This window comes from Mycobacteroides sp. H001 (assembly GCF_001440005.1).
Taxonomy (GTDB): domain Bacteria; phylum Actinomycetota; class Actinomycetes; order Mycobacteriales; family Mycobacteriaceae; genus Mycobacterium; species Mycobacterium gwanakae.
The window spans coordinates 77,265-98,145 of sequence record NZ_LJYH01000029.1 but is presented as its reverse complement, the minus strand read 5'-3'; the positions used below and the strand labels follow the sequence as shown (position 1 = coordinate 98,145).

Annotated in this window: 24 protein-coding genes; 9 read left to right on the top strand and 15 right to left on the bottom strand. The window is 64.5% G+C overall.

The annotated features are described in order from the left end of the window. Positions 1 to 55 precede the first annotated feature (55 nt). Together AOT83_RS12690 and AOT83_RS12685 are read right to left on the bottom strand one after the other, a co-directional pair. Positions 56 to 1,093, bottom strand: a complete 1,038-nt coding sequence (locus AOT83_RS12690) for an aspartate-semialdehyde dehydrogenase (RefSeq protein WP_030095981.1) — start codon at positions 1,091 to 1,093, stop codon at positions 56 to 58. After that, positions 1,090 to 2,355, bottom strand: coding sequence for an aspartate kinase (locus tag AOT83_RS12685; RefSeq protein WP_030095982.1), 1,266 nt, complete (start codon positions 2,353 to 2,355; stop codon positions 1,090 to 1,092). Before AOT83_RS12685 ends, AOT83_RS12690 begins: the two co-directional genes overlap by 4 nt. Positions 2,356 to 2,441: 86 nt before the next feature. On the opposite strand from AOT83_RS12685, the gene AOT83_RS12680 reads away from it, so the two are divergent. Then, positions 2,442 to 3,044: a nitroreductase family protein gene (locus tag AOT83_RS12680; protein ID WP_057963562.1), complete on the top strand. Its 603-nt coding sequence runs from the start codon at positions 2,442 to 2,444 to the stop codon at positions 3,042 to 3,044. Positions 3,045 to 3,050: 6 nt separating this feature from the next. Here the strand turns inward: AOT83_RS12680 and AOT83_RS12675 are convergent, their stop codons facing one another. The 4 genes from AOT83_RS12675 to AOT83_RS12660 all read right to left on the bottom strand — a co-directional run bounded on the left by AOT83_RS12675 (position 3,051) and on the right by AOT83_RS12660 (position 7,245). Next, a complete protein-coding gene (locus AOT83_RS12675; RefSeq protein ID WP_057963561.1) occupies positions 3,051 to 4,418 on the bottom strand; it encodes an FAD-dependent oxidoreductase in 1,368 nt (455 codons plus the stop codon). A gap of 73 nt (positions 4,419 to 4,491) precedes the next feature. Continuing rightward, positions 4,492 to 5,097 (bottom strand): TetR/AcrR family transcriptional regulator, encoded by a 606-nt coding sequence (locus AOT83_RS12670; RefSeq protein WP_057963560.1) that lies wholly within the window; start codon positions 5,095 to 5,097, stop codon positions 4,492 to 4,494. An 88-nt stretch (positions 5,098 to 5,185) separates the two neighbouring features. Beyond that, on the bottom strand, positions 5,186 to 6,061 hold the full coding sequence (locus AOT83_RS12665) for a hypothetical protein (RefSeq protein ID WP_057963584.1): 876 nt from the start codon (positions 6,059 to 6,061) through the stop codon (positions 5,186 to 5,188). A 146-nt stretch (positions 6,062 to 6,207) separates the two neighbouring features. Continuing rightward, complete coding sequence (locus AOT83_RS12660) at positions 6,208 to 7,245, bottom strand: hypothetical protein (protein ID WP_057963559.1); 1,038 nt, start codon at positions 7,243 to 7,245, stop codon at positions 6,208 to 6,210. Positions 7,246 to 7,431: 186 nt separating this feature from the next. Here AOT83_RS12660 and leuA point away from each other — a divergent pair, with 186 nt between their 5' ends. After that, positions 7,432 to 9,255 carry a 2-isopropylmalate synthase gene (leuA, locus tag AOT83_RS12655; RefSeq protein WP_057963558.1) on the top strand — a complete coding sequence of 608 codons (1,824 nt, stop codon included), beginning with the start codon at positions 7,432 to 7,434 and terminating at the stop codon, positions 9,253 to 9,255. A 71-nt stretch (positions 9,256 to 9,326) separates the two neighbouring features. Here leuA and AOT83_RS12650 read toward each other — a convergent pair whose 3' ends face one another. Both AOT83_RS12650 and AOT83_RS12645 read right to left on the bottom strand, forming a co-directional pair. Next, positions 9,327 to 9,569: a type B 50S ribosomal protein L31 gene (locus AOT83_RS12650; RefSeq protein WP_030095989.1), complete on the bottom strand. Its 243-nt coding sequence runs from the start codon at positions 9,567 to 9,569 to the stop codon at positions 9,327 to 9,329. Further along, positions 9,569 to 10,756: a GTP-binding protein gene (locus AOT83_RS12645; protein ID WP_057963557.1), complete on the bottom strand. Its 1,188-nt coding sequence runs from the start codon at positions 10,754 to 10,756 to the stop codon at positions 9,569 to 9,571. The genes AOT83_RS12650 and AOT83_RS12645 overlap by 1 nt, the downstream gene beginning before the upstream one ends. A gap of 131 nt (positions 10,757 to 10,887) precedes the next feature. Here AOT83_RS12645 and rpmB point away from each other — a divergent pair, with 131 nt between their 5' ends. Genes rpmB through rpsR form a run of 4 tightly spaced genes read left to right on the top strand, consistent with a single transcriptional unit; the run spans position 10,888 to position 11,840 of the window. Beyond that, on the top strand, positions 10,888 to 11,124 hold the full coding sequence (rpmB, locus tag AOT83_RS12640) for a 50S ribosomal protein L28 (RefSeq protein ID WP_030095991.1): 237 nt from the start codon (positions 10,888 to 10,890) through the stop codon (positions 11,122 to 11,124). Then, positions 11,124 to 11,288 carry a 50S ribosomal protein L33 gene (gene rpmG / locus AOT83_RS12635; RefSeq protein WP_030095992.1) on the top strand — a complete coding sequence of 55 codons (165 nt, stop codon included), beginning with the start codon at positions 11,124 to 11,126 and terminating at the stop codon, positions 11,286 to 11,288. Before rpmB ends, rpmG begins: the two co-directional genes overlap by 1 nt. A 1-nt stretch (position 11,289) precedes the next feature. Then, positions 11,290 to 11,595 (top strand): 30S ribosomal protein S14, encoded by a 306-nt coding sequence (gene rpsN, locus AOT83_RS12630; protein ID WP_030095993.1) that lies wholly within the window; start codon positions 11,290 to 11,292, stop codon positions 11,593 to 11,595. Then, entirely contained in the window at positions 11,595 to 11,840 is a 246-nt protein-coding gene (rpsR, locus tag AOT83_RS12625) for a 30S ribosomal protein S18 (RefSeq protein WP_057963556.1), read from the top strand. Before rpsN ends, rpsR begins: the two co-directional genes overlap by 1 nt. A gap of 7 nt (positions 11,841 to 11,847) precedes the next feature. On the opposite strand, the gene AOT83_RS12620 is transcribed toward rpsR, so the two are convergent. Genes AOT83_RS12620 through AOT83_RS12600 form a run of 5 tightly spaced genes read right to left on the bottom strand, consistent with a single transcriptional unit; the run spans position 11,848 to position 16,733 of the window. Next, on the bottom strand, positions 11,848 to 12,999 hold the full coding sequence (locus AOT83_RS12620) for a serine hydrolase domain-containing protein (protein ID WP_057963555.1): 1,152 nt from the start codon (positions 12,997 to 12,999) through the stop codon (positions 11,848 to 11,850). Then, positions 12,999 to 13,982, bottom strand: a complete 984-nt coding sequence (locus AOT83_RS12615; RefSeq protein WP_057963554.1) for a DEDDh family exonuclease — start codon at positions 13,980 to 13,982, stop codon at positions 12,999 to 13,001. Before AOT83_RS12615 ends, AOT83_RS12620 begins: the two co-directional genes overlap by 1 nt. A 34-nt stretch (positions 13,983 to 14,016) precedes the next feature. Continuing rightward, the gene (locus tag AOT83_RS12610; protein WP_057963553.1) at positions 14,017 to 15,198 is read right to left on the bottom strand and encodes an acyl-CoA dehydrogenase family protein; all 1,182 of its coding nucleotides are present in this window, start codon (positions 15,196 to 15,198) and stop codon (positions 14,017 to 14,019) included. After that, positions 15,195 to 16,262, bottom strand: a complete 1,068-nt coding sequence (locus tag AOT83_RS12605; protein WP_057963552.1) for a phosphotransferase family protein — start codon at positions 16,260 to 16,262, stop codon at positions 15,195 to 15,197. The genes AOT83_RS12610 and AOT83_RS12605 overlap by 4 nt, the downstream gene beginning before the upstream one ends. Before the next feature lie 24 nt (positions 16,263 to 16,286). Beyond that, positions 16,287 to 16,733 (bottom strand): MarR family transcriptional regulator, encoded by a 447-nt coding sequence (locus AOT83_RS12600; RefSeq protein WP_078284953.1) that lies wholly within the window; start codon positions 16,731 to 16,733, stop codon positions 16,287 to 16,289. Positions 16,734 to 17,018: 285 nt separating this feature from the next. Here AOT83_RS12600 and AOT83_RS12595 point away from each other — a divergent pair, with 285 nt between their 5' ends. The 3 genes from AOT83_RS12595 (at position 17,019) to AOT83_RS12585 (ending at position 19,656) form a co-directional block, all read left to right on the top strand. Beyond that, the gene (locus AOT83_RS12595) at positions 17,019 to 17,564 is read left to right on the top strand and encodes a hypothetical protein (protein ID WP_057963551.1); all 546 of its coding nucleotides are present in this window, start codon (positions 17,019 to 17,021) and stop codon (positions 17,562 to 17,564) included. A 113-nt stretch (positions 17,565 to 17,677) separates the two neighbouring features. Further along, the gene (locus AOT83_RS12590; protein ID WP_109365377.1) at positions 17,678 to 18,946 is read left to right on the top strand and encodes a Mur ligase family protein; all 1,269 of its coding nucleotides are present in this window, start codon (positions 17,678 to 17,680) and stop codon (positions 18,944 to 18,946) included. After that, positions 18,943 to 19,656: a type 1 glutamine amidotransferase gene (locus tag AOT83_RS12585; protein WP_030096002.1), complete on the top strand. Its 714-nt coding sequence runs from the start codon at positions 18,943 to 18,945 to the stop codon at positions 19,654 to 19,656. Before AOT83_RS12590 ends, AOT83_RS12585 begins: the two co-directional genes overlap by 4 nt. Before the next feature lie 230 nt (positions 19,657 to 19,886). Here AOT83_RS12585 and recR read toward each other — a convergent pair whose 3' ends face one another. Together recR and AOT83_RS12575 are read right to left on the bottom strand one after the other, a co-directional pair. Next, entirely contained in the window at positions 19,887 to 20,495 is a 609-nt protein-coding gene (gene recR / locus AOT83_RS12580; RefSeq protein ID WP_030096005.1) for a recombination mediator RecR, read from the bottom strand. After that, a complete protein-coding gene (locus AOT83_RS12575; protein ID WP_030096006.1) occupies positions 20,488 to 20,832 on the bottom strand; it encodes a YbaB/EbfC family nucleoid-associated protein in 345 nt (114 codons plus the stop codon). The genes recR and AOT83_RS12575 overlap by 8 nt, the downstream gene beginning before the upstream one ends. Positions 20,833 to 20,881: the final 49 nt, after the last annotated feature.

Genomic DNA, 20,881 nt, shown 5'->3' with positions numbered 1-20,881 from the left:
GCATGGCCGAACCGACTGACCATTGCCCAGGGAAAACCCGTGAAGTTCCTGTGAGTCAGCTAGCGACGAGCAGTTCGGCGATCTGAATCGTATTGAGCGCGGCACCCTTCCGGAGGTTGTCTCCAGAAATGAACAGCGCCAGACCGCGATTACCCGGAACGCCCGGATCCTGACGGATCCGGCCCACCAGGGATTCGTCGGCACCCGCCGCGGCCAGCGGCGTGGGTACGTCGGCCAGGGTGACGCCCGCCGCCGCGCCAAGCAGCTCAGCGGCACGCGCGGGCGTCAGCTCACGCTCGAACTCGGCATTGATCGAGAGCGAGTGCCCGGTGAATACCGGAACCCGCACACACGTACCGCTCACCAAAAGCTCTGGGATACCAAGGATCTTGCGACTCTCATGACGCAGCTTCTGGTCTTCATCGGTCTCACCGGAGCCGTCGTCGACCAGCGAGCCGGCCAGCGGGATCACGTTGAAGGCAATGGGTGCAACATATTTCACCGGTTCCGGGAAGCTGACGGCAGAGCCGTCGTGCACCAGTTGCTCACCATCGGCGATACCGGCGCGCACCTGAGTGGCCAACTCTTCCACGCCGGCCAGGCCACTGCCCGACACCGCCTGGTAGGTCGACACGATCAGCCGGGCGAGGCCCGCCTCGTCGTGCAACACCTTGAGCACCGGCATCGCAGCCATGGTGGTGCAGTTCGGGTTGGCGATAATGCCTTTCGGCAGCTTCACGCCACGCACGTCGCGATCGAAGTTCACCTCCGAAACCACCAACGGAACGTCCGGGTCCTTGCGCCAGGCCGACGAGTTGTCGATGACGGTGACGCCTGCCTCGGCGAACCGTGGTGCCTGCACCCGGGACATGGTGGCCCCGGCGGAGAACAGCGCGATATCCAATCCAGAAGGATCCGCGGTCTCGGTGTTCTCGACCTCGATCTCCTGGCCGCGGAACGTCAGCTTCTTACCCTCGGAGCGGGCAGACGCGAAGAACCGCACCGATGACGCCGGAAAGTCACGCTCTTCCAACAGCTTTCGCATGACGGCCCCGACCTGGCCGGTCGCGCCGACAACACCAATGGAGGTCATCGCCCGGTACCTCCGTACACGGTGGCTTCCTCTTCGCCACCGAGTTCGAAGGCGTCGTGGATGGCCTTGACCGCGGTGTCGAGCTCATCGTCCTTGACCAGCACCGAGATCCGGATCTCCGACGTCGAGATGAGTTCGATGTTGACCCCCGCCTTGGCCAGCGCCTCACAGAAGCCGGCAGTGACACCCGGGTGGCTGCGCATACCCGCACCCACCAGCGACACCTTGCCGATGTGATCGTCGTAGAGCACCTGCGAGAACCCGATCTCGTTCTTCAGCGAGTCCAGCTTCTCGACCGCGGTGGGCCCGTTCTCCTTGGGGCAGGTGAAGGTGATGTCGGTCTTGCCGTCCTCGACCTTGGAGATGTTCTGCAGCACCATGTCGATGTTGATCTCGGCATCGGCCACCGCACGAAAGACCTTGGCGGCGTATCCGGGTACGTCGGGAATCCCGACGACGGTGACCTTGGCCTCGCCACGATCGTGTGCGACACCGGTGAGAATCGCTTCTTCCACAGGAATGTCCTCCATTGATCCGCTGACGATCGTGCCTGGCTTGTCGGTATACGACGAGCGCACGTGAACCGGAACGTTGTATCGCCGGGCGTATTCCACGCAGCGCAGCATGAGCACCTTTGCTCCGGCTGCCGCCATCTCCAGCATTTCCTCGAAACTGACCTTGTCCAGCCGGGCCGCATTCGGCACGATCCGCGGATCGGCGGTGAAGACCCCGTCGACGTCGGTGTAGATCTCGCAGACGTCGGCCTTCAGCGCGGCGGCCAGCGCGACGGCGGTGGTATCAGAGCCACCGCGTCCCAACGTGGTGACGTCCTTGCTGTCTTGACTCACACCCTGGAATCCGGCGACCAGCACCACCTGGCCCTCGTCCAGGGCGGAGCGCAACCGGCCGGGAGTGACGTCGATGATCTTGGCGCTGCCGTGCCTGCCGGTGGTGATGACACCGGCCTGCGATCCCGTGAACGAGCGCGCCGAGGCCCCCAGCGAGTGAATGGCCATCGCGACCAGGGCGTTGGACATCCGCTCACCGGCCGTCAGGAGCATGTCCAGCTCGCGGGGCGGCGGTGCCGGGCAGACCTGTTGAGCCAGGTCAAGCAGCTCGTCGGTGGTGTCACCCATGGCCGAGACCACAACGACGACGTCGTTGCCGTTCTTCTTCGTCTCGACGATGCGTTCGGCCACCCTGCGGATGCGTTCGGCCGTTGCGACCGACGATCCGCCGTACTTTTGGACGACGAGCGCCACGGCATACCTTCCTGCTGTTCGGCCAGGGTCGGGAGAGATCCAGTCATCAGGATAAGGGGTTACGACAACTCGATAACCTGGCCCGTATGGGCAACCCGACCGAACGTACCGCCATCACCTCGGTTCCGATCCAGCCGCTGATCGCCTCGCGCTGGAGTCCGCGGCATTTCGATCCCGGCGCAAACCTGGCTCCCGAGACCCTGACAGCCCTGCTCGAAGCGGGTCGGTGGGCCGCCAGTTGGGGTAAGCGCTTCCCCGTCCGATACATCGTGGGCCTGCGCGGTGACGCCACCTACGAGGCACTGGTCGAGCTGCTCAATCGGGGAAACTCTTACGCAAAAGTTGCGGCAGCGCTCGTCCTGGTGAGCACCGACCTGGGTGATGATGACAACACCGCCGTCTACGCGGCGGTCGATGCCGGACTGGCGATTGCCCAGCTGGGTGTCGAGGCGCGCTCGCACGGTCTGCACACCCATCCGATGGCCGGATTCCGGGCGGACGACGCACCCGGCGTCTTCGGGATCCCCGAGAACGTGCGGCCCATCGCCGTCGTCGCGATCGGACCTGTTCTCGAGGATTACGCCGGTGCCGACGAATCGACCGTCGAGCGCGATCACGCCCCCCGGCAACGCCCCGCGCTGAGCGACATCGCCTTCACCGAGCGCTGGGGCGAGAGTTTCGGCGGTTAGCCCGCCTCACCCGGCGGCCAGCACCTCTTCGGCTGCCTGCCTGCCGGATCGGACCGCTCCGTCCATGTAGCCGCTCCAGACCTGCGCCAGCTCCGCACCCGCCCAGTAGATACGCCCGACGGGTGCGGTCAATGCCTTGCCGTACTGCGTCCATACGCCCGCACCAAGACGTCCTCCGTAGCATCCGCGGGTGAATTCCTCTGCAGTCCAGTCCTGTTCGACGATATCGAATGGTTCCGCGGCCTTCGGGCCGAAGTACTTGATCAGAGCGTCGACAACGATCTGACGCCGTTGCGCGACAGATAGCTCTGCGGCGGAGCGCGCATGAGCCCCTTCGAGGAACCCGACCAGCACTCCACACGACCCGTCCGGCGGCGAGTTGTCCATGACGGGACTGAACGCGTCGTCAAGGCTGGCCACAAATCCACTGAGTCCGTCCTCGCGCCAGAACGGCGTCTGGTACCCGACCTGAAACTTGATGACCGCTCCGGCGGGGATCTGCTGAGTGAGACCGTCGCGGGAAGCGGGCAACGCCGGCAGATAGCGAATCCGTCCCGCCAGGGTCGGCGGGACGGCGACAACGACATGCCGTGCACTGACAACACTCCTCGTGGCGGCATGGAAGTCCTCATACGAGACCGCAACCCCGTCCGCGTCCTGCGTGATAGTGCGGACGATGGCACCGAGCTGGACCCGGTCGCCGAGTTCGGCCGCCAGGCGTTCGGAGATCTGGTGCGTGCCGCCGACGACTCTGCGCTCCTGGGCGCCCCCGCCGATGGCAAGCAGCGCTGCCAGGTTGTTGCCCGAGGATTTGACATACATCAGGAAATGCAGAAGCGACATCTCGGGCGCCTCCGCGGAGAACACGGCCGGCACCAGAAACCGGAAGAAGCGGATCGCGACACTGTCGGCGCTGTTGGCCGTGACCCACGCGTCGAAGGTCTGGCGATCCAACTCCGCGGCACCCGGCGCCTGCCACGGCGATTCCGGGGGCACTGTCGAGGCCAGGGTCTCGATCTTTACCCACAGTCGTCCCACCTCGGCCAGGGCTTCCGGCGAAAGTCCGAAGAGCCCGTCGCGATATCGGATCGCCTGGCCGTCCAGGACGGTCAGCGCGTCGCCATCCTCATAACTCGGGAAAGTCTCCAGGCCAAGCTCCGCGATGAGGCCGAGCACGGCGTCCTGGGTGGGCCCCACCCATTGGCCGCCCTTTTCCACCGGCACGCCGTTGCTCAGAAACCCGCCCAGGTTGCGGCCCGCGACTCGGTCCCGGGCCTCGAGGACACGCACGGACTTTCCCGCGGCAACAAGCGTGCGGGCCGCGGACAGCCCCGCGAGACCGGCGCCGACCACCACGACATACACATCCGTCATGCCCTCTCCTTCCAAGTCGGTCGTATGACTTAATTCAGAGTAAGGCGAGAAGCGGATCCGGGCAAGGGAGCCGCTAGGCGGGCGTTACCGCCGCGAGTGAAATCAACATCGCGGTCAGGGAGTCGAGGTCTTCGGCGGAACGAGCCGGGTCCGGATTGACGACATGCTGCAGGATCAGGCCGTCAATTCCGGCCACAAGCACCCGAGCCAACCGTTCGAAAGGCACCGCACAACGCTCTCCGGCCCGTCGCGCCGCCTCCTGGCACCAGTGGGCGACGACCTGGGTGTAACGCTCGTACTGCCAGGCCGGGAGATCCTCCAGGCCTGGTGTCCGAAGTGCATGGGTGACGAGTTCGTACTGGACCAGCTGCAGATCGCGATGCTCGTCGACCAGCTGTGACCAGAAATTCCGTACGCCGTGCCGGATCGCGTTCTCCAGGCCGGTTTCGGTTTCCGAGACACCGCGCAGAACTCCCGAGATCTCCTCCACGACATCCTCGATCACCGCCTTGAGCAGGCCCTGCTTACTCGGAAAGACGTACTGGAGCGTCCCCAATGGGATGCCCGCCTCCCCGGCGACAGCGCGCATGGTGGTGCGGCCCACCCCTTCATGCATCAGCACCACACGCGCGGCCGCGACCGCTTCCCTGGTCCGCTGCGCCGATTCGACGTAGGGCATCACAGAACTCCTGTCAGTAGCAGAGCCGATACCTGCCCCTCGATGACCGCGGCGCTGTCCATGACGCCATTGTGTCCCGGTGCACGCCTCAGTCGAACGAACCCCGGAAGATCCCTACCGCCTTGTCGATCATCGCGCGGGTAGATCCACAGTTCCCGGCCTTCAGTGAGAAGCTCAGCACCTCGATGAAAATCCGCTCCGGGGTGCTGTTCTCCTGCATGGCACCACCCGGGACGTCGCGGGCGTACAACGGCTTACCCAGACGCACCATGCTGGTGCACATGCTGCCGTCTTGACCGTGGAAGTACTCGACACCGTCCCGAATTTCCTCGTGCAGCCTCGACGGCGGATCGACGCCCGTCCTGATGGTGAATTCGAATTGAGTATCGCTGTCTTTCAACGAGAATCGACATGAGAACGGGTCGCCAAATAGGGACGGTCTCAGATCATCTACCCGGCCCGGATACTCATCGAGAATCTCGCACGGATCCCGCTCGGCGATCTTGATCGGATACGCGCTCAATGCCTCACGCACGGGCATATCGGCCGGGTTCAGCGTGGCCAGCACACCGATAACTGGCTGTGCCATCTTGCAATTCGGTGCGGGCACGCCCCTGGCGCCGTCGACGACCACAACGCGCAGTGCCGGCACCCGCGTCCCCTTCAACACGGGCGCATTCGGAAGCTTGTTCAACGCGATCGGAAATTCGTACAGACACGTGCCCACGCTGTGAAACACCGGTGCGCCACCGATCGTGAATTCGGGCCGCTCCCGCGAATAGTCACCCAGTACCAGTGACAGACCCACACTCGATGGGGACGCCGTGCCGGTCACCTTGATGGAACCGAAACAGCCACCCACATCTCCCGAAATGTAGGTTGGAGCGCCAATGTCCTTGAGCATCAACAAAAGACCACATGGATCGATCCGTCGCAACGCCCGCAGATAAGCCAACAGGGTCATCTGCGTTTCCGTGAAGGTTTGACCGTATGTGGCCACCTCGCCGACGAACAGACTCGCGCCCGTGAGCGCGGGCGATCCCCCCTTGGCCGAACCGGATACCACGTTCGCACACCCCGCGATCGCCAGTGCGGCGACGAGGCCCAGCGCTATCGAGCGGAGTTTGCGAATAGTCGCACCGCCTTGTCCAAAATCTCCCGCATCTGCCCGCAATCGGTCCGCCCTTCTTCCGTGAAGGCGCTCGCGACCACGGCCGGAAAATAGGCGTCAGCATCGGTATTCGCCGCACCGCCGCCGACATCCTTGGGGTACAACGGATCTCCCACCAACGCCAGCGCGTGACACCCCGTCAGCTGATTCGGATCCTCGTTATGGAAATACGTCACGCCGCCGCGGGTCGATTTCGTGTACTCCTCCGGGAAGTCATCGACGCTGCTCGTCAGCTGCACGGTGTACTCGATATCGGTTTCCGATAGCGAGAAATCACACCCGAAGGGATCGCCCAGCAGGTCCACGGAGACCTTCTGCGCCTTTCCCGGATACTCCCCGAGGATCTCGCACGGATCGCGTTCGGCAAGTTTGATCGGATATGCGCTGAGCGCAGAACGCGCCGGCAATCCCGACGGCAGCTCCTTGGCGATCGCGGTCATCACCTGCTTGGCAAGCCGGCAGTCCGGGTCCGAGTATTCATCCGACCCGTACAGGTACGCACTGACCGACAGCATGGCCTGCATCGTGGGGTTCGAGGGCGCCCCCGGCAGCCGCTCCAGGCCCAGCGGTACCTCGTACTCGCAATCTGCTCCGGTCTCGTAGACCGGGACAGACCCCACCACGAAGGCCGCGGGGATGTCCCGCTTGTCCTGCATCGAGTACGCGTAGGAGACCTCGGTGAGACCGGGATCACCTGTGACCTTCACGCTGGCATAACACATCGGAAAGTCGCCAACGACCTGTCCAGGGTCTCCGAAGTCCTTGAGACTGGCGGCGAATCCGCAGGGATCCACCCGCCGTAGCGCACGCGCATAGGCCAGCGTCACCTTCTCGGTGGCATTGAGCTTCTGTCCATAGTCGGGCTGGTCGCCGTGAAAGAAGGAGTCGGCGCCGGGCGCGGGTTCTCCTCCGCGCGGCTGTCCGCTGACAGTGCGCGCACAACCGGTGACCACCAGCAGAACCAGCAGCGTCACCATCCCCCGCCGTACCCACATGCTCTGCGAGCTTGCCAGATGATCGGGCTTCTTGCGGCTGGTAGAGTCCCGTCTATGCAGCGGGCGCTCCTCCTCCGACGCCGCGACAGGGTCTAATCCAGACCGGCTTCCTGTCGCGGGTTGTTGGCGTGCCGGTCGAGATACCCCTCAAACTCCCGGAGCCTTCCCATGACTAGCTTCTCTTCAGACGAGTTCAACTACACCCCCCGCAGCATCGTCACCCCGAATGGACCCATTCCCGCCGACCAACCGGCGTGGAACACCCAGAAGAACAGCTCGATGCCGGTGCATCGGTACCGCTCGTTCGCCGATGAGGTCGAAAAGATCGAGCTGCCCGACCGCACCTGGCCCGACAAGGTGATCACCCGCGCACCACAGTGGGCGGCGGTCGACCTGCGTGACGGCAACCAGGCCCTGATCGACCCGATGAGTCCCGCGCGTAAGCGCCGGATGTTCGATATGCAGATCCGGATGGGCTTCAAGGAAATCGAGGTCGGGTTTCCCTCGGCCAGCCAGACCGATTTCGATTTCATCCGCGAGCTGATCAGCGAGAACGCCATCCCCGATGACGTGACCGTCCAGGTGCTGACCCAGTGCCGACCGGAGCTGATCGAACGCACGTTCCTGGCCTGCGAGGGCGCCGCCAAGGTGATCGTGCACTTCTACAACTCGACGTCGATCCTGCAGCGGCGCGTGGTTTTTCGGGGCGAGAAGGACGCGATCCAGAAGATCGCCACCGATGGTGCCCGCAAGTGTGTTGAGGAAGCGGCCAAATACCCCGATACGCATTGGCGTTTCCAGTACTCCCCGGAGTCGTACACCGGCACCGAGCTGCAGTACGCGCTGGAGGTGTGCAACGCCGTCGGCGACATCATCGAGCCCACACCGGACAACCCGATCATCTTCAATCTGCCGTCGACGGTTGAGATGACAACCCCCAATGTGTACGCCGATTCCATCGAGTGGATGAGCCGCAACCTGGCTCGTCGCGACTCGGTGATCCTGAGCCTGCACCCACACAACGATCGTGGAACCGCTGTCGCCGCAGCAGAATTGGGTTACCAGGCAGGCGCCGACCGTATCGAGGGATGTCTGTTCGGCAACGGCGAGCGCACCGGAAACGTGTGCCTGGTGACGCTGGGGCTGAACCTGTTCAGCCGCGGGGTGGACCCACAGATCGATTTCTCCAACATCGACGAGATCCGGCACACGGTCGAGTACTGCAACCAGCTGAAGGTTCCCGAGCGGCACCCGTACGGTGGCGATCTGGTCTACACCGCCTTCTCCGGCAGCCACCAGGACGCCATCAACAAGGGCCTGGATCAAATGAAACGCGATGCGGACGAGGCAGATTCCGACGTCGACGACATCCTGTGGCAGGTGCCATACCTGCCCATCGACCCCAAGGACGTCGGCCGCAACTACGAGGCCGTGATCCGGGTGAACTCGCAATCCGGCAAGGGCGGCGTCGCCTACATCATGAAGTCCGATCACGGATTGGTGCTGCCGCGCCGTCTGCAGATCGAATTCGCGCAGTCGATCCAGCGGATCACCGACGGCGAGGGTGGTGAGGTGAACCCGAAGGAGATCTGGGACGTCTTCGCCGAGGAGTACCTGGCGCCGATCACTCCGCTGGAGCGGATTCGCCAGAAGGTGACCGCATCCGAGGAGGATGGCGGCACGGATTCCATTGCCGCCGTGGTGAAGATCGACGGTAAGGAAACTGAAGTCCACGGTACGGGCAACGGGCCGTTGGCCGCCTTCGTCGATGCGCTGTCGAGCGTGGGCTACACCGTCAACGTCTTGGACTACTCCGAGCACGCCATGAGCGCCGGTGACGATGCGCAGGCCGCGGCCTACGTGGAAGCCATGGTTGTCGGCCCCCACGGCGGCGAGGCACAGACCGTGTGGGGTGTCGGTATCGCACCGTCCATCACCACCGCCTCACTGCGCGCGGTGGTATCGGCCGTCAACCGCGCGGCGCGCGCCTAGCCCTCACATCGAGAGCGAGCCTGGCGGGGATTCTTAGCCAATTTTCCGCGCCAGGCTCGCTCTCGATTCGATTAACGAGTCCCGTAGCGCCTGCGGAACTTCTCGACCTGGCCAGCGGTATCCATGATCCGGCGATCGCCCGTCCAGAACGGGTGCGAGTCCGCCGTCACTTCAACGGTGATGAGCGGGTACTCCTGGCCCTCGAACTCAACGGTGCGGGTGCTCGTCGCTGTCGAGCGGGTCAAGAACATTTTTCCGGTGGTGGTGTCCTGGAAGACGACCGGGTGATAATCGGGGTGGATACCGGGCTTCATCAGTGGTTCCCTTCTGTGTTGTTCTCGCCGTAGGACAGGAAGGCCTCAAGCTCGGACACGTGTTCGCACGGATCCTCATGCCAATCGCCGAACGGATCCTCGAATTCATGCCACCTTGCGGGGCTTGCCATTTCGGCATCGGTGAGCAGCGCCCCACGCAATGCGTCCAGCACCTCGGCGCTGTCGGCCCCGCATACCAGCACCGTCATCGCGGTGTGACGGTCGCCGAAACGGTAGTCCCACATGAGATCGGCGAATGCCCGACGTTCCGGATCGGATCGCAGCACCTCATCGGAATCCATTGCGGCCAGCCATTTCCCGGCCGCCGAAACTCTGAGGCCACCACCCGCCGACTCCAGCCACATCGCCTGTTCATCCTGCGTGGCCAACCACAACCGGCCCCGGGTACGGATCACTCCGTCGAGCAACAGATCAATCGCGGCATGCAATCGTTCCGGATGGAAGGGCCTGCGCGCGTTGAACTCCACCAGTGCGATGCGACCGTCAACGGCCAGCGAGGGCTGCCCGCCGAGTAGAGCGCCATGCGGATTGTCGGACCGGCCGCACCGTGCATCCTCTTCCAGATGATCAAGGGCCTGCTCGACACGACCGATGCGGGCAGTGATGCGGGCCCGTGGCGACAAGCGCCGCAGTACCGACAGCACTTCGGGCTCTGGATTGCGAACCACAAGGACGTCGGCGAACTCGGCCTGTCCGATCACCACCTGTGCGACAGTTCGGCCATCTTCGAGTTCGTCGTCACCGAGCGCTTGCTGCAACCAGTTCACGCTGTCCACACAACTGACCACCCCGGCGATCTCGACATCACGGGCGGCCGGTCCGTCGACGAACCCCGGTCCGACACGAACGGGCACGGTGTTGATCGCCCAGCAGATGGGATCAGCTTCCAGCCATGGCTCCAGGTGCAGGACGATCCGCCCGACGTCGTCCCGGCGATGGAGCTTGCGCAGCAGAACGAGCAGGTCATCACGGACTGTGCAGGACACGCAGCCGTGAGCCAGTTCCAGAACGGACTCCGCAGTTCCCCGGATCCCCGCGACGGTCCGTTTGACGATATGCCCGTCGAATCGGTGCGTGACGATGACAGTTCCCGGGTCGCGCGCCAACACGTCCACGACCGCGTCGGTATCGGTCTGTCCGGACACGAGTAGCACCGGCGTGCGCATGACTCTCCCTTTTCCAGCCCTTTTGCACCTAAATGCAAACGATTGTCATTACTAACAGCTTCACGGTACAGTCCCAAGCAACACTTGTCGAAAACGATTCCCATTATCAAATGGGCATGAATGGAGGTCCGTTGTCCGCGCATTGCGAGGTGACCGGACGGTCGCCGGGCTTCGGTAACGCGGTGTCGCATTCACACCGCCGCACCCGTCGCCGCTGGTCACCCAATATCCAGCTCAAGACGTACTACCTGCCCTCGGAGGACCGGCGCATCAAGCTCCGGGTGAGCACGAAGGGCATGAAGGTGATCGACCGAGACGGTATCGAGGCTGTGGTGGCACGGCTGCGCGCGCAGGGACGGAAGTTCTGATGGCGCGCAACGAGATCCGCCCCATTGTGAAACTGCGGTCGACCGCGGGCACCGGATACACGTATGTCACCCGGAAGAACCGGCGCAACGATCCGGACCGGATGGTGCTGCGCAAGTACGACCCCGTAGTGCGTAAGCACGTGGAATTCAGAGAGGAGCGCTGAGATGGCCAAGAAATCCAAGATCGCCAAGAACGAGCAGCGCCGCGCCATCGTCGAGCGCTATGCCGAGCGGCGCGCAGAGCTCAAGGAGATCATCCGGCAGCCATTGAGCACCCAGGAGCAGCGCATAGCGGCACAGGCCGAGCTGGCCCGCCAGCCGCGCGATGCCAGCGCGGTGCGGCTGCGCAACCGCGATGCGGTGGACGGCCGACCCCGTGGTTATCTGCGCAAGTTCGGACTGTCCCGCGTGCGAGTCCGTGAACTCGTGCACGACGGGTCGCTGCCCGGCGTCCGGAAAGCGAGCTGGTGATGGCCGCCAAGACATCCCGCAATCGTCGCGCCAAGGTCGCCGATACCAAACCCAAGCCCAATCTCTTTGCCAAATTGGGTCTTTCAGAGGTCGACTACAAAGACACCAACACCCTGCGCCTGTTCATATCCGAGCGCGGCAAGATCCGTGCCCGCCGGGTGACAGGCCTGACCGTGCAACAGCAGCGCCAGGTCGCCACCGCGATCAAGAACGCCCGCGAGATGGCGCTACTGCCCTACGCCTGACACCCGATCAGCGCGGCTGGGGAATCGCGTTCTCCAACAGGAAGACGTGATCCGGACTGATCACCTTGGTGATAGCGGTACCGAACAAGGTGCTGGGCTGCGCGGGTTGCTTGGCCACGTCGGTATTGAGCAGCGCCACCACGGTGGTCTGTTCGGCGGGCGAGTAGATGGCGAGCGTCTGGTAACCGGGGATGCTGCCGTTGTGGCCGATCCATCCATGCGCATCGAAAATCCCCAGGCCGTAACGGATATCGTCGGGAACCGGCGGCATCGCCACGGTCTGCAACCGCTCCTGCTGGGTGGCCGGTGTCAGAAGCTTGCCCGTTGCCAGCGCGGGCACCCAGATCCGCAGGTCCTCGAGCGTCGAGATCATCGCGCCCGCCCAGGACGCCCACGACGGACTCCAATCCGTGCTGTCGATGAGCGGCCCGGTCGGCGTCAGCTGCGTGTATCCCTGCGCGTGCGGATCGGGGATGGTGCTGGTGTCGGGGAAACTGCTGTGTTTCAAGCCGAGTGGCTCGGTGATGTGCTCGCGCACGAATGCCGGCAGGCTCTGCCCACTGACCTTCTCGACCACCTGTCCCAACAGCACGGCGTTGGTGTTGCTGTACTCGTAGCCCTGGCCCGCAGGGAAATTGGGCGGTTGCGCGAAGGCGTAATCGAGCAGCTGTTGGGTGCTGTAGCGGCGCCGTGGATCGGCCTCCAGGTCACGGTTGAAGACCAAGGACATCGAATAGTTGAACAGTCCGCTCTGCATCCGGGCGAGCTGACGCAGGGTGATCTTGTCGCCGCCCGGAACCTTGTCGACATACTTGGCAATCGGATCATCGAGTCCCACCTTGCCCTCATCGACAAGCTGCAGCACCGCGGTAACCGTGAAGGTCTTTGTCACACTACCGATTCGGTGATAGAAATCGGTACGCATCGGTGCGCGGGTCGTCGTGTTCGCGAGCCCGAATGCCCGTACATACTGCCCCTTGGGTCCCCACACCCCGACGATCGCGCCGGGAACCGCCGCGCTCGAGAGCACCTCATTGATGGCGGTGTCGAGCTTGGCCGACATCTGCGCGTCCAGGTCTGCGACGGCAATGCCCGAGTGTGTCCCACACCCGCTGACGAGCAGCGCAAGCGCGAGTACCGCACAGAGGATTCGGCGCATCAGAACAGTGAGTACTGCGCTCCGGCGCGGCTGGGAACCGTGAACTGCTCGACATCGGTACCGCCGACAACGCGCCGCACCTCGATCATGAACGTCTCGTCATCCAGCAGCGGCACGCCGAGCGACCGAGCATGAAAGCCCTTACCCTGCTCGGGATTTGGCTGGTTACAGATCACCACCGAGGTGTCTTCGTCGACCGTGTCGGCATAGGCGAGGCCGGCCTGCATGATCTGCTCGACCAGCTCCTCATGCGTGCGAGCGACCTCGGAGCTCAAGGCCACCCGCATGCCCTGCACCAGCGGCTGACCGGCGACGAACGGGCCGGGATTGAGCCAGTGACACGGCTGACGAGACGCCACAGTCTTGAGGGAGCGCAGCTCCTCGTGTGTCACACGGCCGTTGGGCCAGCGCTTGCGGGTGGTCTCGCGGATAGGGAGCCACGTTCCCCGTTCCCGCGCACGGTCAAGCACCTTCGGCAATACCTCGGCCAGTACCCGAGCGTCGTCATACGCGTCATGGGCCTTGAGCTGCTCGACGCCCCAATGCGCGGCGAGGGTTTCCAGCCGCAGATTGGGCGTATCCAGGTCGAGACGCCGGGTCAGCTCAACCGTGCACATCACCGCCTCGGTGGGCAGCTCGGCACCGGCCAGTTCGGCCTCCGCCGCCAGGAACGAGTAGTCGAACCCGACGTTGTGGGCGACCAGTGTCCGGCCTCGCAGCAGCGCGATGAGGTCAGGGACGATATCGGCGAACTCGGGCTGTCCCTCCAGCATCTCCGGAGTGAGGCCGTGCACATGCGTGGGGCCCGGATCAACACCCGGATTCAGCAGACTCACCACACTGTCGGTGATGCTTCCGTCGGCATCCAGTGCCAACGCCGCGACACTGATGACACGCGCCCGACCTGGCTGAAAGCCGGAAGTCTCCAGGTCAACCACTACCCACTTGGGGCTGTGGTCGGGCGTCTGCCCCCAGATCGGCATGACTCAGGATGGCATGTGGGACCGACAAGCCGCTCTAGGCGCGCGGGGTACGCAACACCTGACGGCCGATGGCGTACTTGTGCACCTCGGTGGGGCCGTCGTACAGACGGAAGGCACGCATATCGCGGAAGATCATCTCCACCGGCGTCTCGTCACTGATGCCGATACCGCCGAGCACCTGCACACACCGGTCGGTGACCTTGAACAGCTCCTCGGACACGAACGACTTGGCCATCGAGCTCTCGTGCCGCCCCTTGGCGCCGTTGTCCATCATCCAGCAGGCGTGCCAGATGGTGAGACGACATTGATGCAGCGCGATCTCATTGTCGGCGAGCATGAACGAGACTCCCTGATGCTCGCCGATGGTCTTACCGAACGAGGTCCGGGTGCGCGCGTAGTTCACGGCGATGTCCTGAGCGCGGGCGGCGGCCCCGAGCCAACGCATGCAGTGCGTCAACCGCGCCGGTGCGAGCCGCAGCTGCGCGTACCGGAAGGCCTGGCCGGTCTCCCCGAGCAGCGCCTCTCGCGGCAGAGTCAGATTGTCGAACCGCACCACCGCGTGCCCCTCGGCGTAGTTGCGGTCCATCGTGTTCATGATCCGTTCGATCACAATGCCTTCGGTGTCACCGTCACACAAGAACAGCGTGGGCCCCTCGGGCAGATGATCGTTGGCCTCCAAGTTGGCCATGATGATCCACGTCTTGGCGCCGCGCGCGCCGGTGATGAGCCACTTACGCCCGTTGATGACGAAGTTCTGGCCATCGAAGGTGGCGGAGGTCTTGAGCTGTGACGGGTCCGATCCGGCGCCATCGGGTTCGGTCATCGCGAACGCCGAGCGCTGATACCCCTCGATGACGGGGCGCAGGAATTTCTCCGACTGCTCCTCGTTGGTGATCTTGCCGAGCAGGAACATGTTGCCTTCATCGGGCGCAGCGCAGTTCATCGCGATGGGGCCCAAAGTGGACCAGCCCGCCGCCTCGAAGATCACGGCTTGACCGATATGCGAAAGGCCCCAACCCCCATAGGATTCCGGCGCCTGCACGGTCAGCAGCCCGGCATCTCGAGCCTTGCCGACAAGCTCGGCGCGCAGTTCATCGGTGGGTCCGTGCGCAGTCAGCCGAGGATCGCGCTCGTAGGGAATCACAATGTCGGTGACGAACTCACGCACCCGCTGTGCCTTCGTGGCCAACTCTTCCGGAACGCTAAAATCGATCATATTTCTCCCTCGGTGAATTGTGTTGCCGCCCAACTAAGGACAGCCATGGCGATGTCTTCGAAATCCGCGTATCCGGCGCCGACGAGGTCGCCGCACTGCCACTTGCGGTACAGCTGCATCCACGCGACACCCAAACGGAGCCGCGCGCACGCCACCTGCCAGTGCAACGGGCGCGGCCGCATTCCAGCCACCGTGAAGTAGGAATCGATGACGTCCCGACGACTCGCGAACCCTGTTGTCGTGGTAGGCATCTGATTGACGGCACGCACCGCGGTCGGGTCCCCCGGCTCCATCCAGTACGACGTCAGAATTGCCAGGTCGAAGAGCGGGCAGCCCCGGGTGGCCATATCCCAATCGATCACGGCGTTGGGCGACAACGTTTCCCGGTCGACGAGCATGTTGTCGAGTTTGAGATCCATATGCAGTAGCGAGACCCGCGACTGCTCGGGGATCTGCTGTTCTAGCCGCGAGGTCAGGTTCGTGACGACGGCAGGCAACCCCTCGGGCCACACCGCATGTGCCCGGCGCGTCCAGCCGGCGAGCTGACGTTCAAGGAAGCCCTCGGGCTTGCCGAGATCGCCCAAACCCACCGATTCCGGCTTCACCGCGTGCAGCGAGGTCATCGCCTCGATCAAGGTGGCAGTGATGCGCTCCGGAGCCTCGCCCGGAAGACCTGCCGGCAGTTCTCCACCGATCACCAACCCCTCGCGATACTCCAGAAACTGGAAGGGGGCGCCGAGCACGTCAAGATCATCGCAATACAACAAGCCTCGCGGAGCGAGGGCGAATCCCGCATTGAGCCTCGAGAGCACCCGCCATTCGCGCGCCATATCGTTGGCGCCCTCGGCGATCGGGCCAGCGGGTGGGCGGCGAAACACAGCCGGCCGTCCGTCGAGGGCCACCAGATAGTTCAGATTGGCCTTACCGCCCGCGAACTGTCGCGCCGCCGAGGCATCGAGGACGTGTCCCTGCCGCGCTACCCAGGACGACAGCGCCGACCAGTCTTGCGTCGTCGTCTCGGCTGTGGCGCGGAACACACGCGTTACCCTAGCCGCGTACCTCAACCGGCTGGTTGGTTGGGTGGATGGTCACGCGTTTTCGCCGGTAGCGTCGATCAGTCGCCCCAGTATCCGTCTGAGTTCGCCCTGATCCTCGGCGCTCAAGCGGCCGAACATCTCGTCCTCGGCGGCCCGGATTGCCGACTCCACGCGTTTGAGTAACGCCTTGCCCTTGGCGGTGACCCGGGCCGGCAACGCTCGCCCCGAGGCCGGCACCGTCGGCCGGGACACCAGCGCCACGTTCTGCAATCCGTTGAGAACCTGATTCATCGCCTGTGCCGAGACGTTGTGTTCGCGCGCCAGCTCAGCGCTGGTACGCCCGGGGCTTTCGTTGAGCATCCGCAGGCACATGAACTCCGGCATCCCGAGCCCGAGCGGCCGCAACGCAGCAAGGACCTGCGGACGCATCACGGCACCAGCCCGGAACATCAGGTACCCCAGTGGCTCGACCTCATCGGATTCAGTCATCGCAAGCATCCTGGCATGAACCTTCCAGGACGCACGCAGACTCGCACCCTTTGGCTGGGCACGCTCGGAGGGTAAGCCCAGGCAACTCGGCCTTTCTACCGAGGATGACCAGGCCGCGACATGGACAGCACGAACAAACTGTTGCCGTGCAATGGATTATCGCTCACTACGAAATTCTCAGCCAACTCATATCAAGAACCTTGACATGCTGGATTCAGCGCAGGTATCAAGGAAGTTGATACAGGTTCAGCGGGCAACACGTCAGCTGCCTGATCTTCAGAGAAGGAGAATTAGATGTCTGATTCATTCGCAGGCTTCGAAGGTCACGGTCCCGGCTTCGGCGGACCCGGCTTTGGCGGCCCGGGGTTCGGCCCCGGCGGTCCCGGCGGTTTCGGATTCCGCATCAAGCGCGCCGTCACCGCCTCACTGCTGCTCGACGGGCCCGCCAGCGCCGCGCAGATCGTGCAGCGCGTCTCGGATGCAACCGAGGGTGAGATCACCCTTCCCGAGCCCGTGGTCGAACGTGTCCTCGAACGGCTGGCTCATCGCGGCGTGGTGAAGACCGACGACGGCGTGGCCACCCTGACCGACTTCGGCCGGACGGTGCTCGCGAAGCGGGGCATCACCAGCCAGACCGCGCAGGCACTCCGGACCAAGTTGTTCCCCAAACTCGTCAATGTCCTCAAGCTCCGCTCGGGGCTGGCCGAGATTGCCGGGCTGGCGCGCGTCATCGCCCTGACCGGTACTGCCGAGCAGAAGGAGCAGCTGGCAGAGGCCAGCGCCACGCTTCTGGCCACGGTCAACGACGTCAGGCAGTCGCTACAGCGCGCCGTCGCCTAGAGGCTGGATCTGCACTGCCCGTGCGGCCATCGCCTCCGGTCGCACGGGCAGTGCACACCTGCTCCACGACGGCGACATCATCGCCTCGCAGGGGCCTCCAATAAACTGCGCGGATGCCCATCGAGCACCTATCGCTGCGCGGCCGAATCGCGCTCGCCGCGGGCTCCGCCGCGCGCTGGGCCTCGCGCGTCAGTGGTCGCGGCGCGGGGTCAATGATCGGCGGGCTGGTTGCCCTCAAACTCGACGGCGGCATCCTGGCCGAACTGGGGGTCGGCCGCCGCACGGCCATAGTCACCGGCACCAACGGCAAGTCCACCACCACCCGCATGCTGACCGCGGCGCTCGCGACCACCGGGCCAGTGGCCACCAACACTGAGGGCTCGAACATGGACGCGGGTCTGGTGGCGGCGCTGGCCGGAACCCGCGAGGCCGAGCTGGCGGTGCTCGAGGTCGACGAGATGCATGTGCCACATGTCGCCGACGCGATCCGCCCCGCAGTCATCGTGCTGCTCAATCTCAGCCGCGATCAGCTTGACCGCGTCGGCGAGATCAACAACATCGAGCGCACCCTGCGCAAGGGGCTGTCCCGGCACCGTGACGCGGTGATCGTCGCGAACTGCGATGACGTCCTCATGACATCGGCGGCCTACGACAACCCGAATGTCGTCTGGGTGGCCGCCGGCGGCGGCTGGGCCGGTGATTCGGTGAGCTGTCCACGCAGCGGCGAGCTCATCGTGCGCGACGGAAACCATTGGCACAGCACCGGAACCGACTTCTCCCGACCGGACCCGGACTGGTGGTTCGACGACGACCGCATCTATGGGCCCAGCGGAATCAGCCTACCGATGTCGCTGACGCTGCCCGGTACCGCCAACCGCGGAAACGCAACGCTCGCGGTTGCCGGGGCAGTTGAACTCGGCGCCCGCCCCGGCCCTGCCGTCGATGCCGTGTCCGCGGTCGATCAGGTGGCCGGCCGCTACCGGAGCATCGATCTCGGGGATCACACGGTCCGACTGCTGCTGGCCAAGAATCCGGCCGGCTGGCAGGAAGCGCTGTCGATGGTGGACACCGACGCCGACGGACTCGTCATCGCGGTCAACGGGCAGGTGCCCGACGGCGAAGACTTGTCCTGGCTATGGGATGTCAACTTTGAACATTTCGCGTGCGATAACCCGCAGACCACCGTGCCGCCCGTCGTCGCTTCGGGCGAACGTGGCACCGATCTCGCGGTGCGGCTGACTTATGCCAGCGTCACGCACACCTTGCATCACGACCCTGTTCAGGCCATCAGAGCCTGTCCGTCCGGCAAGGTCGACGTGATCGCCAACTACACGGCGTTCCTCAACCTCAACCGCGCGCTGGCCAAAGGCGGCGCGGTATGAGCGAATCCACCGTTCGAATCGGCCTGGTACTCCCCGACGTGATGGGCACCTACGGCGATTCGGGTAATGCCGTGGTGCTGCGGCAACGCCTGCGGATGCGCGGAATCGACGCCGAGATCGTGGAGATCACCCTGGCCGATCCCGTCCCCGACTCCCTGGACGTGTACACGCTGGGCGGGGCCGAAGACTACGCACAACGGCTCGCCACCCGTCACCTCATCGCGCATCCGGGCCTGCAGCGCGCCGCCGAGCGCGGTGCACCGGTGCTGGCGATCTGCGCGGCAATTCAGGTGCTCGGCCATTGGTACGAAACGTCATCCGGTGAGCGCGTCGAAGGCGTCGGCCTGCTCGATGTCACCACCAGCCCGCAGGACAAGCGCACCATCGGCGAATTGGCCGGCGTGCCCATCATGGACGAGCTCGAAGACACCCTGACAGGATTCGAGAATCACCGCGGTGGAACAGTTTTGGGACCCGCAGCGGCCCCGCTGTCCAAGGTCGGCCGAGGCGCCGGGAATCGTGCCGGCGACGGTGCAGACGGTGTGGTGCAGGGCAGCGTGATCGCCACCTACATGCACGGTCCGTGTCTGGCCCGCAATCCCGAGCTGGCGGACCTGCTACTTGCGCGCGCCATGAATGTGCCGCAACTGACCCCGCTGGACCTGGACGAGGTAGCGCGGCTGCGCCGAGAGCGCTTGTCCGCCCGCTAGCCTTCCCCCGCCCTCGCATGGGCAGAGCACTAGGTACCGAAGCGGATCGGTCGGCGCTAACGGCGCAACCACCGGCGTGTTTTCGTCCTCATCGGACTGCAGTGGACCGGGGCCTCAACCGACCCCGGGCGCACCCGGTGATCCGGGGACATCGGTGACGGTGTCGGGAGCACAAGGCAATCCCGGCCAGGCACAGTTCCTCATCGTCCCCTGAAGGTAAGCAAGGGAATTCAGAGGGGGCGGCGGCCGGAGAGGGCGCGCCCGAGGGTCAACTCGTCCGCGAATTCCAGGTCGCCGCCCATCGGCAGACCGGACGCCAAACGGGTGACGGTCAGTCCGGGGAAATCGCGCAGCATCCGTACCAGGTAGGTGGCCGTCGCCTCACCCTCGGTGTTCGGGTCCGTGGCGATGATGACCTCGGAAATGGAGACCCCGTCTTCGTCGGTTCCGATGCGCGTCAACAGCTCCCGAATCCGCAACTGGTCGGGACCGACACCCGAGAGCGGGTCCAGCGCGCCACCGAGCACGTGATAACGACCGCGGAATTCCCGGGTGCGCTCGACCGCCTGCACATCCTTGGGTTCCTCGACAACGCAGACCAATGCCAGATCGCGCCGTGGGTCCGAGCAGATCCGGCAGCGCTCCTTATCGGAGACGTTCCCGCAGACCTCGCAGAACTGAACGCCATCGCGAACCCGCGTCAAGGCTGCGGTCAGCCGATCGATATCGGGAGCCTCGACACCCAGAAGATGGAAGGCGATGCGCTGCGCGCTCTTGGGTCCAACCCCGGGCAGTTTGCCCAGCTCGTCAATGAGGTCCTGGACCGGGCCCTCAAACACCGGGCAATCCCAGCCCTCCGCCAAGATCGCCGAGGCCACCCGCGAGCGGGCCCAGCCGCTGGCTCGCCAGTTCCTGTGTCTTCGAGGTCAGATCGGCCAACGCACCGATGATCAGGTCCTGCAGTGTCTCGACATCTTCGGGATCGACGATCTTCGGGTCGATCTGCACGTTGATCACTTCGCCACTGCCCTTGCCGGTGATCCGCACCAGGCCGCCACCGGACTCCCCGGTGACCTCGGCCGCCGCGATCTGCGCCTGAGCGGCCATCAGCTGCTGCTGCATCTGCTGTGCCTGCGCGAGCAGGGCTGACATATCCGGGGCGCCTCCGGGTTGCATGAAATCTCCTTCTCGCCTCAAACGACCGGGTATCAACTTGGTCACGCTC